Here is a 10024-nt window from a genome sequence, read left to right on the forward strand (position 1 = left end):
CATTGCGGCGGGGGTGGCTGTTCCGAATTGCGAAACCGGTAAGGTACGCGCATGACGGAACGGATACCCGGTGAGCAGAGTGCGGAGCCGCAGGATCACAAAAGTGACAGCCTCATTCGACTGAGCGAATTTCGTACGCTGTGGGCGGCTTTTGCTCAGTCGGTGCTGGGTGACCAGCTGGCGCGGGTCGCGCTGTCACTTCTGGTGTTCGAACGCACCGAGTCGGCCGGGTGGACCGCCGCGACCTACGCGTTGACGAGCCTGCCCGCCCTGCTGTCCGGCGTCCTCCTCTCCGGTCTCGCCGACCGCTTCCCCCGTCGTACGGTCATGATCAGCTGCGACCTGGTGCGCGCCGTCCTCGTCGGGCTCATGGCCCTGCCCGGCACGCCCCTCCCGCTGCTCGCCGGGATCCTGGTGCTGGCACAGCTCGCCGAGGCGCCCTTCGGGGCGTCGCAGGGCGCCCTGATGCCCGCGGTCCTGGGGGAGCGCCTGTACGAGCGGGGTCAGCGGGTCATGCTGATCACCCACCAGTCCGGACAGCTGGTCGGCTTCGCCGCGGGCGGGGTCCTCGTCGTATGGCTGGGCAGCCATGTCTCGCTGGGGCTGAACGCGGTGACGTTCCTCATCTCCGCCGTCCTCATCAGGCTCGGGGTGAAGGCGCGCCCGGTGGACCGGGGGGCCGACGCCCGGCCGAAGCGGATGCACACCCAGGTCGGCAAGGCCGCGGCGCTCATCTGGTCGGACCCCCGGCTGCGGTCGCTGGTCGCGCTCGGCTGGCTGGCGGGGTTCATCGTGCTGCCCGAGGGACTGGCCGCGCCCTTCGCGGAGGAGGCCGGCGGGAGCGCCGCCTCGGTGGGTCTGCTGCTCGCCGCGCACCCCGCCGGGATGGTCCTGGGCGCCGCATTCCTGGGGCGCGCGGGCTTCGACGCGGAGCGCCGCCGCCGGCTGCTCGGACCGCTGGCGGTGGGTGCGAACCTCCCGCTGGTCGTCTACTGGGCGGGCCCCGGGGTCGGGGTGGCCCTGCTGGTGCTGCTGGTGTCGGGCATCTGCTCGGCGTACCAGATCACCGCGGGGGCGACCTTCGTGCTGCTCACCCCGGCCGATCAGCGCGGTCAGGCCCTGGGGCTGGCCCGGTCGGGGCTGACCGCCATGCAGGGGATCGGCGTCGCGTCGGGCGGCCTGGCGGCGGAGCTGTCCGGGTCCTCGGCGCAGACGATCGGAGGGGCGGGACTCGTCGGCACCCTCTGCGCCGTCCTGGTCGCGGTTTCCTGGTCGCGGGCCAGGGGAACGAGCGCGGGGACGATTCCCCTGAGCGCATAGGACTACCGGCCGCGATCGCGGCTAGGGTCGGAGCCAGGAAACCACGTGCGATCCACAGGAGTACCCAGCGATGTCTATCGACCCGTCCTCGATCCCCAACTTCGGGGGCCAGCCCGAACCGCAGGCGTCAGGTCCCGAGGGCCCCGTGGTCCCCGACCAGGACCTCGTCAAGCAGCTTCTCGAGCAGATGGAGCTGAAGTTCGTCGTCGACGACGAGGGCGACCTCGCCGCGCCGTGGGAAGACTTCCGGACGTACTTCATGTTCCGCGGCGAGGAGGAGCAGCAGGTCTTCTCGGTCCGGACCTTCTACGACCGCCCCCACGCCCTGGACCAGCGGCCCGTCCTGCTCGACGCGATCGACGACTGGAACCGCCGCACCCTGTGGCCCAAGGTCTACACGCACGCCCACGAGGGCGAGGAGGGCGCCGCGGGCTCCGTGCGGCTCGTCGGTGAGGCGCAGATGCTCATCGGCACCGGCGTCAGCCTGGAGCACTTCGTCTCCTCGACGGTCAGCTGGGTGCGGGCCTCGATCGAGTTCGACAAGTGGCTCGTGGAGCGTCTGGGCCTGGAGGCCGACACGAAGACGGCCGAGGGCGACGCGGGCACGGAGCAGGCCCCGGAGGCCTGATCCGGCGCGTACACAGCGGGGACGGAGGCCCGGGACGGGGCGTGGCCGGTACGGCCGGCGCCCTCCCGGGCCTCCGTCGTCGTGTGCGGGGTCAGGACGCCCGGAGGCCCTTGAGCCGGGTGACCGCCTCGGTGAGTACGTCCGTGCGCTTGCAGAACGCGAAGCGCACGAAGGGCGCGCCCTGCTCGCGGTGGTCGTAGAAGACCGCGTTCGGCACGGCGACGACCCCGCAGCGTTCCGGGAGCGCCCGGCAGAAGGCGAAGCCGTCGTCCCCGGCGCCGAGCGGACGGATGTCGGTGGTGACGAAGTACGTGCCGGCCGGCCTGTAGACCCCGAAGCCCGCCTCGGCGAGGCCCCCGGCAAGTAGGTCGCGCTTGGCCCGCAGGTCCGCCCGCAGCTCGTCGAAGTAGCTGTCGGGCAGCCGCAGCGCCTCGGCGACGGCGTACTGGAACGGGCCGCCGGACACGTACGTCAGGAACTGCTTGGCGGAGCGGACCGCGGTGACCAGGTCGGGGCTCGCAGTGATCCAGCCGATCTTCCAGCCCGTCAGCGAGAACGTCTTGCCCGCGCTGCTGATGCTGACCGTGCGCTCCCGCATGCCGGGGAACGACGCCAGGGGGATGTGCTCGCCCTCGAAGACCAGGTGCTCGTAGACCTCGTCGGTGATCACCAGGAGGTCCCGCTCGCAGGCGAGCTCGGCGACGGCGGCCAGCTCGTCGCGGGTCAGGACGGTGCCGGTCGGGTTGTGCGGGGTGTTGAGCAGGATCAGCCGGGTGCGGGGCGTGACCGCAGCGCGCAGCTCGTCGAGGTCGAGCCGGTAGGCGCCCTCGTGGGGCCGGAGCGTGACGGGGACGCGGGTCCCGCCGGCCATGGCGATGCAGGCGGCGTACGAGTCGTAGTACGGCTCCAGGGCGATGACCTCGTCGCCGGGCTCCAGGAGGGCCAGCAGGGAGGCGGCGATGGCCTCCGTGGCGCCCGTGGTGACCAGGACCTCCGCGTCGGGGTCGTACTCCAGCCCGTAGCGCCGCAGCTGGTGCTCGGCGACCGCGGAGCGCAGCTCGGGGACACCCGGGCCCGGTGGGTACTGGTTGCCGTGCCCGGCGCGCAGGGCACGGACCGCGGCCTCGCGGATCTCCTCGGGGCCGTCGGTGTCGGGGAAGCCCTGGCCGAGGTTGATCGATCCTGTCTGTACGGCCAGCGCCGACATCTCCGCGAAGATCGTCGTGCCGAACTCGGTCAGGCGGCGGTTGAGCAGCGGTCGTCCCTGTGTCATGGCGCCATCCTGTGCCGAAGCTCTGGAGTTGCTCAAGTCCGCTTTGGCTCGGTGGGGGCTTGGGAATCCAACGGTCAGTCGAGAAGCGGGGACCTCGCTTCGGGGGACAGAAGGATGTGAGGTCGATGGAGTTGTTCGTCTTCATCGTGTTCCTGGCGATCGTGGTGGTGGGGATCGGTGCCCTCGCCACGGGGTCGGGCAGCCGTAGGAGGGCGTCGGGCCGGGCCGGACGCCGTGGCGGCCACAGCGGCGGGGGAAGCGGCTCGGACGGCGGCAGCTGGTGGGCCGGCGACAGCGGTGGCCACTCCGGCGGGCATTCCTGCGGTGGCGGCGGCCACTCCTGCGGGGGTGGCAGCAGCTGCGGTGGCGGCGGCGGTGGCGGGGGCTGCGGCGGAAGCAGCTGAGACGGGTCCGACCGTCCCGCACGGGGGTGGGGCTGATGGGGCCGAGGTGTCCGGAGGGGGTGAACTCCCTCCGGACACCTTTTGGTTGGGCGTTCCGGGAACAGATGAACCGTCCTGCCCCCTGAGGGATGGAAACCACGGCAAGTTGGGTAAAAGCGCTGTGAGCGCGACGTACTTCGTGATTGCATCGATGTAGAGAACATTCAGCCCCCGGAACCCAGTTGGGCGGACCCCAGTTGGGCCGGATCGGGCTCCCCTCCCCCCACGTGCGCCGCACGGGGGTGCCTCCTGTCCATGTGTCCCTGTGCGTTTTGCGGAGCCGATCCATGCTCACGACCCTCCAGACCGCCTATTCCGATACCCGAGCCGCCGATCTGGCATGGACGCTCGGGCGGGAGCCGCTGCCGGCCCTCGCCGTGCTCGACCTCCGACTAGCGGGCGCAAAGGTGCAGTTGAGACTGCTCGGCGCCTCCCATCAGGTCCTGCTGGAGGAGGAGCGCCGTACGTGCTCCGAGACCGTCGCCTGTCTCCCGGGCAGCAGTACGCCGCTGCCGCTGGGTGTCGCCGAGAGCCTGGGCGACTGGGACTACGAGTTCGCGGCGCGCGTCGAGACGCTCTCCGAGGGCTCGTTCGCGGGGCGCGCGCAGGAACTCCTCGCGCTGGTGGCCGACCATCCGCACGGGCTGGCGGGGACGTTTCCCGGCAGCCCCTACGCCTTCACCGCGATGCTCGCGCAGCGGACGGAGGGCCAGGTGCACTGGCGGACCTGGCACGCGTACCCGCAGGAGGGCCAGCTGGTGGTCACCCGGTCCCGGGTGGGGGCACGGGTGCCGGCCGGGGTGTCGTGAGGGGCGTGCGCGGGCCCGCCCGGGGCGGATGGGCCGCGAGCCCGGCGCACGTCCGGCGCACGCCACTTACACCCGTGTGGGTGACAAGCGGCGACCTTCCCGTCACGTAGCGTTCGTTTCATGATCGACCAGCAGATGCCGCTGCGAGGGGGCGCGGCGCGGATTCCCGTACGGCCGAGGACGGGCCGGTTCCTGGTGCTGGCCGCGGTCTTCGTCTGCGCCGCGTGCGGTCTGGTGTACGAGCTGGAGCTGGTCGCGCTGGCCTCGTACCTGATCGGTGACTCGGTCACACAGGCCTCGGTCGTGCTCTCCGTGATGGTGTTCGCGATGGGCATCGGCTCGCTGCTCGCGAAACGTTTACGCGGCCGCGCCGCCGTGGGATTCGGGCTGATCGAGGCGGCGCTCGCGCTCGTCGGCGGGATGTCGGCGCTCGTCCTGTACGCCTCCTTCGCCTGGATCGGGGAGTCGCGTCCCGTCCTGGTCGGCTTCTCGCTCACCATCGGGATCCTGATCGGCGCGGAGATCCCCCTGCTGATGACGCTGATCCAGCGGGTCGACCGGCAGGACGCGGGCGGGGCGGTCGCGGACCTCTTCGCCGCCGACTACGTGGGCGCGCTGGTCGGGGGGCTCGCCTTCCCGTTCCTGCTGCTGCCGATGATGGGCCAGCTGACGGGGGCGCTGTTCACCGGCGCGGTCAACGCGGTGGCGGGCGGTGCGCTGGTGCTGTGGGTGTTCCGGCGCGATCTGGGCCGGCGGTCGCGCCGGCTGCTGATCCTGGTCAACTGCGTGGTGATCGCCCTGCTGGCCACGGCCTCCGTCCTCGTCGACGACTTCGAGCGGGCGGCGCGGCGCGCGGTGTACGGGGACGAGGTGCGGGTCGCGATGCAGACCGAGGTGCAGGAGGTCGTCCTCACGGGCTCCGGGCGCGACGGGCTCGACCTCTATCTGGACGGCAGGCTCCGGGTCAGCTCCCGGGACGAGCACCGCTACCACGAGGCGCTGGTGCACCCCGCGATGAAGGGGGCCCACCGGCGGGTGCTGATCCTGGGCGGCGGCGACGGGCTGGCCGCCCGTGAGGTGCTGCGCTATCCCGATGTCACCTCCGTCGAGGTGGTCGAGCTCGATCCGGCCGTCACCCGGTTGGCCCGTACGGACCCGGCGCTCTCCCGGCTGAACGGGCACGCGTACGACGACCCGCGGCTGACGGCGGTCGCCGGGGACGCCTTCCTCCGGCTGCGGGCCACGCGTGAGCGCTTCGACGTGGTGATCTCGGACCTCCCCGACCCCGGCATCACGGCGAGCACGAAGCTCTACGCCGCCGAGTTCTACGGTCTGGTCGCCAGGGCGCTGGAGCCGGGCGGCCGGCTGGTGGTGCACGCGGGGCCGCCGAGCAGCAGACCGGCGACGTTCTGGACGGTGGAGGCGTCGGTGCGGGCGGGCGGCCTCGCGACCCGGCCGTACCGGGTCGACGGGCGCGTCACCGGATTCGCGGCGGGCCCGGACCGGGCCGCGGCCGGCAGGGCGGAGGCGCCGCAGGACTGGGGATTCGTGCTGGCCGCCCGGCAGGAGGTGGGCCCGCTGGGCATGGACCCGGGCGCGCCCGCCCTGCGGACGCTGGGGGAGCGGGAGCTCCAGGCCGGCCTCCGCGCGGCCGAGCGGATACGGCAGCCGGGGGCGCTGCCCTCGACCCTGGTCCACCCGCGGTACTGGGAGGAGCCGTGAGCCCGGCGGGGCGGTGCGGTCCGGGGGGTGCACGGGGCGTACGGGGTGGAAGCGCTGACGGGACGGCCGGGGCTGAGTAGGCTCGGTCGGTATGGAGCATGAGGTGTTCGTTCCGGTTCCGGTTCCGGCCCTGCGGCGGACGCTGCGTGATCCCGCCCGCGTCGCGCGCTGTGTGCCGGGACTCCAGCAGGACGCCGACGCGTCGGCGGGGCCGCTGGCGGGCCGGCTGAAATTCCGGGCCGACGGCCACACGATCACGTACCGCGGGGCGCTGACGCTGCGGCCCTCGGACGGGGGCGACTCCGGGGGCGCCGGGGGCAGCTCCGGGGGCGGCACCTTCTCCGTGACCGGGGAGGGCGTGGAGGCCCGGGGCACCGGCTCGGCGAAGCTGGCCCTGACCGTGGGCCTCACGGAGACGGACGGCGGGACCACGATCGCGTTCACCGGCACGGTGAGCGGTGACGGGCGCATCGTCGACCTGGACGCGGCCGCGGCGCTCACGGCGGCGGAGCGGTTGCTCGACCGCTTCACGCAGCAGCTGGTGACGGAGACGCTGGCCGCGCGGGACGGGGACGCGGGGGCGCCGGATGCTTCCGAGGCGCCGGATCCGCCGGAGTCGTCCGAGCCGTCCGAGTCGTCCGAGTCGTCCGAGGCGCCCGGGACTGCTTCGGAGGTGTCCGGGGCTCCGGAGGCGTCCGGGGATTCGGAGGCTTCCGAGGGGGAGTCCGGGGTGCCCGCTGCGGAGTTCGGTGAGCCCCCCGAGGGGGCCGGGGAGCCGTCGGCCGCGGAGAAGGAGTCCGTGTTCGACGCGCCCGTGCCGCCGCCGTCGCTCGACCCGTCCGCGGAGCTGGAGTTCACCGTGCCGGACGAGCCGCCCGCCGAGGCCGCGCACGCCCGCCGCACCATGATCGGCCGCAGTACGGAGGAGGTCGACCACGCCCCGCCGCGCGGCCGGTACGCCCCCGTGCCCTCACCCGAGGCGGGCGCCGCGGGCATCACGCTGCGCTGGGCGGCGCCGGCAGCCGCCCTCGCGATCGCCTCGGCGGTGGTGGTGGGCAGGGCGCTGCGGCGCCGGAGGCCGTAGGGAGCCGCCCCGCGCCAGTAGTGTCGGGGGGTGAGCAGAGTTGTGAAGAACGCCAGGCTGACCGCCGGCGACGTCGAATTGACCGTTGACCCCGTCCACGGCTGCCGGATCAGCAGCCTGCGGATCGGGGGCACCGAACTGCTGCGCCAGGGCGAGCGGTACGGCTGCTTCCCCATGGTGCCGTGGTGCGGCCGCACCGAGAACGGCCTGTTCCGCAACGGCGGCGAGCCGCACCAGCTGCCGCTGAACTCCCCGCCGCACGCCATCCACGGCACCGGCCGTGACACCTCCTGGTCGCCGGCCAGGCAGAGCGATTCCGAGGCGGCCTTCTTCTACGACCTGGCCGAACCCTGGCCGTACGAGGGCCGGGTGACGCAGTCCTTCGAGCTGACCGAGGACTCGCTGACGCTCAGCCTCGGCATCGAGACGTACGGGGACTCGTTCCCGGCGCAGGCCGGGTGGCATCCCTGGTTCCTCCGGAACCTCGGCGGTCAGGACGCGCGGATCGCCTTCGACGCGGCCTGGCAGGAGGAGCGCGGCGACAACCACCTGCCGACCGGCCGGAGGATCGACCCCCGGCCCGGCCCGTGGGACGACTGCTTCGGGATGCCCGACGGTGTCGACGTGAAGCTCACCTGGCCCGAGCAGCTGGAGCTGACGGTCAGGAGCCGGGACGAGTGGGTGGTGATCTACGACGAGCAGGCCGAGGCGGTCTGCGTGGAGCCGCAGTCCGGGCCGCCGAACGGACTCAACACGACCCCCCGGCTGGTCACCCCGATCGAGCCGCTGGAGATCACCTCGACCTGGAGCTGGGCGCGGCTCTGACCGTGGGCGGCAGCCTTTACCCTCATTGACATGACTGACGTACGCGCTGAGCTGCTCCAGCAGATCAAGGACAAGGCCGTGGTACACGGCAAGGTGACCCTCTCCTCGGGTCTGGAAGCCGACTGGTACATCGACCTGCGCCGGATCACGCTGGACGGCAAGGCCGCGCCCCAGGTCGGTCAGGTGATGCTGGACGCCACCGCCGAGCTGGACTACGACTGCGTCGGCGGTCTGACGCTGGGCGCCGACCCGGTGGCCACGTCGATGCTGCACGCCTCGGCGGCGCGCGGGAAGAGCCTGGACGCGTTCGTCGTCCGTAAGGCCCAGAAGGCGCACGGGATGCAGCGCCGTATCGAGGGCACGGACGTCAAGGGCCGGCGCTGCCTCGTCGTCGAGGACACCTCGACGACCGGTGGTTCGCCGCTGACCGCGGTCGAGGCGGTGCGCGAGGCCGGCGGTGAGGTCGTGGCCGTCGCCGTGATCGTGGAGCGCGGTGCCGCTCCGGCGATCGCCGAGGCCGGTCTGCCGTACGTCCATGCCTACACCGTGGCGGACCTCGACCTGGGCTGAACCTGGCCTGACCTGCTGCTTCATCGAGGCGCTGCCTGTTTCACGTGAAACGGGCAGCGCCTTCTCGACGGGCAGCGTGGACCCGGAGCGAGAGTCTGGGAAGATAAGGGCGACGATGACGTCGCCCCCAGGTCAGGGACCAAGCACCGCACACCCGCACATCCCAAGGAGCGGACAGATGCCCATCGCAACCCCCGAGGTCTACGCCGAGATGCTCGACCGGGCGAAGGCAGGCAAGTTCGCCTACCCGGCCATCAATGTGACGTCGACCCAGACCCTGCACGCTGCACTGCGCGGCTTCGCGGAGGCGGAGAGCGACGGCATCGTCCAGATCTCCACCGGTGGTGCCGAATTCCTGGGCGGCCAGTACAACAAGGACATGGTGACGGGCGCCGTAGCCCTCGCCGAGTTCGCGCACATCGTCGCCGCCAAGTACGACATCACGGTCGCGCTGCACACCGACCACTGCCCCAAGGACAAGCTGGACGGTTACGTACGTCCGCTGCTCGACGTCTCCGCGGAGCGCGTCGCCAAGGGGCTGAACCCGCTGTTCCAGTCGCACATGTGGGACGGCTCGGCCGAGACCCTCGCCGACAACCTGGCCATCGGCGAGGAGCTGCTGGCCAAGGCTGCCGCCGCCAAGATCATCCTTGAGGTCGAGATCACCCCGACCGGTGGCGAGGAGGACGGCGTCACGCACGAGATCAACGACGAGCTGTACACGACCGTCGACGACGCGCTGCGTACGGCCGAGGCGCTCGGCCTGGGCGAGAAGGGCCGCTACCTGCTGGCAGCGTCCTTCGGCAACGTCCACGGCGTCTACAAGCCGGGCAACGTCGTCCTGCGCCCGGAGCTCCTCAAGGACCTCCAGCAGGGTGTCGCCGCCAAGTACGGCAAGCCGGCCGGCAGCCAGCCGTTCGACTTCGTCTTCCACGGCGGGTCGGGCTCCACGGCCGAGGAGATCGCCACCGCGCTGGAGAACGGCGTCGTGAAGATGAACCTCGACACCGACACGCAGTACGCCTTCACCCGCCCGATCGTGGACCACATGTTCCGCAACTACGACGGCGTGCTGAAGGTCGACGGCGAGGTCGGCAACAAGAAGGTCTACGACCCGCGTAGCTGGGGGAAGTCGGCTGAGGCGGGGATGGCTGTGCGGGTGACCGAGGCCTGTGCGAATCTGCGGTCGTCGGGTACGAAGCTGAAGTAATCGCAGTACTGCTGTACGTCGCGGGTGGGTCCGGTCTCCTTCGGGGGGCCGGGCCCTTCGTGGTTCCTGGGCGGTGGGGTGGGGCGGGGTGCGGCGGGGTGGGGCGGGCCGCTGCGCGGGGCTTGTCCCCTACCCGCCCC

The 10024-nt window shown here is 72.0% G+C and carries 10 protein-coding genes; 9 read left to right on the top strand and 1 reads right to left on the bottom strand.

The window, feature by feature from the left end:
* Nucleotides 1–51: 51 nt before the first annotated feature.
* Both JKV81_RS30470 and JKV81_RS30475 read left to right on the top strand, forming a co-directional pair.
* Nucleotides 52–1320 carry an MFS transporter gene (locus tag JKV81_RS30470; protein ID WP_129264466.1) on the top strand — a complete coding sequence of 423 codons (1269 nt, stop codon included), beginning with the start codon at nucleotides 52–54 and terminating at the stop codon, nucleotides 1318–1320.
* A gap of 70 nt (nucleotides 1321–1390) precedes the next feature.
* On the top strand, nucleotides 1391–1948 hold the full coding sequence (locus JKV81_RS30475; RefSeq protein ID WP_099173439.1) for a type III secretion system chaperone family protein: 558 nt from the start codon (nucleotides 1391–1393) through the stop codon (nucleotides 1946–1948).
* Nucleotides 1949–2039: 91 nt separating this feature from the next.
* Here JKV81_RS30475 and JKV81_RS30480 read toward each other — a convergent pair whose 3' ends face one another.
* The gene (locus JKV81_RS30480) at nucleotides 2040–3221 is read right to left on the bottom strand and encodes a pyridoxal phosphate-dependent aminotransferase (protein ID WP_129264465.1); all 1182 of its coding nucleotides are present in this window, start codon (nucleotides 3219–3221) and stop codon (nucleotides 2040–2042) included.
* A 125-nt stretch (nucleotides 3222–3346) separates the two neighbouring features.
* Here JKV81_RS30480 and JKV81_RS30485 point away from each other — a divergent pair, with 125 nt between their 5' ends.
* The 7 genes from JKV81_RS30485 to fbaA all read left to right on the top strand — a co-directional run bounded on the left by JKV81_RS30485 (nucleotide 3347) and on the right by fbaA (nucleotide 9884).
* Nucleotides 3347–3625 (top strand): hypothetical protein, encoded by a 279-nt coding sequence (locus JKV81_RS30485; RefSeq protein ID WP_129264464.1) that lies wholly within the window; start codon nucleotides 3347–3349, stop codon nucleotides 3623–3625.
* Nucleotides 3626–3951: 326 nt separating this feature from the next.
* Nucleotides 3952–4473 (top strand): DUF2617 family protein, encoded by a 522-nt coding sequence (locus tag JKV81_RS30490; RefSeq protein ID WP_099173442.1) that lies wholly within the window; start codon nucleotides 3952–3954, stop codon nucleotides 4471–4473.
* 120 nt (nucleotides 4474–4593) lie between these two features.
* Complete coding sequence (locus JKV81_RS30495) at nucleotides 4594–6195, top strand: polyamine aminopropyltransferase (protein ID WP_129264463.1); 1602 nt, start codon at nucleotides 4594–4596, stop codon at nucleotides 6193–6195.
* Between the two features lie 91 nt (nucleotides 6196–6286).
* On the top strand, nucleotides 6287–7279 hold the full coding sequence (locus JKV81_RS30500) for an SRPBCC family protein (RefSeq protein ID WP_202078887.1): 993 nt from the start codon (nucleotides 6287–6289) through the stop codon (nucleotides 7277–7279).
* A 30-nt stretch (nucleotides 7280–7309) separates the two neighbouring features.
* Nucleotides 7310–8104, top strand: a complete 795-nt coding sequence (locus JKV81_RS30505; protein ID WP_129264461.1) for an aldose epimerase family protein — start codon at nucleotides 7310–7312, stop codon at nucleotides 8102–8104.
* 30 nt (nucleotides 8105–8134) lie between these two features.
* On the top strand, nucleotides 8135–8674 hold the full coding sequence (gene pyrE, locus JKV81_RS30510; RefSeq protein WP_099173446.1) for an orotate phosphoribosyltransferase: 540 nt from the start codon (nucleotides 8135–8137) through the stop codon (nucleotides 8672–8674).
* A gap of 178 nt (nucleotides 8675–8852) precedes the next feature.
* On the top strand, nucleotides 8853–9884 hold the full coding sequence (gene fbaA, locus JKV81_RS30515; protein WP_099173447.1) for a class II fructose-bisphosphate aldolase: 1032 nt from the start codon (nucleotides 8853–8855) through the stop codon (nucleotides 9882–9884).
* Nucleotides 9885–10024: the final 140 nt, after the last annotated feature.

Source organism: Streptomyces silvae, assembly GCF_016745505.1.
GTDB classification, from domain to species: Bacteria; Actinomycetota; Actinomycetes; order Streptomycetales; family Streptomycetaceae; genus Streptomyces; species Streptomyces silvae.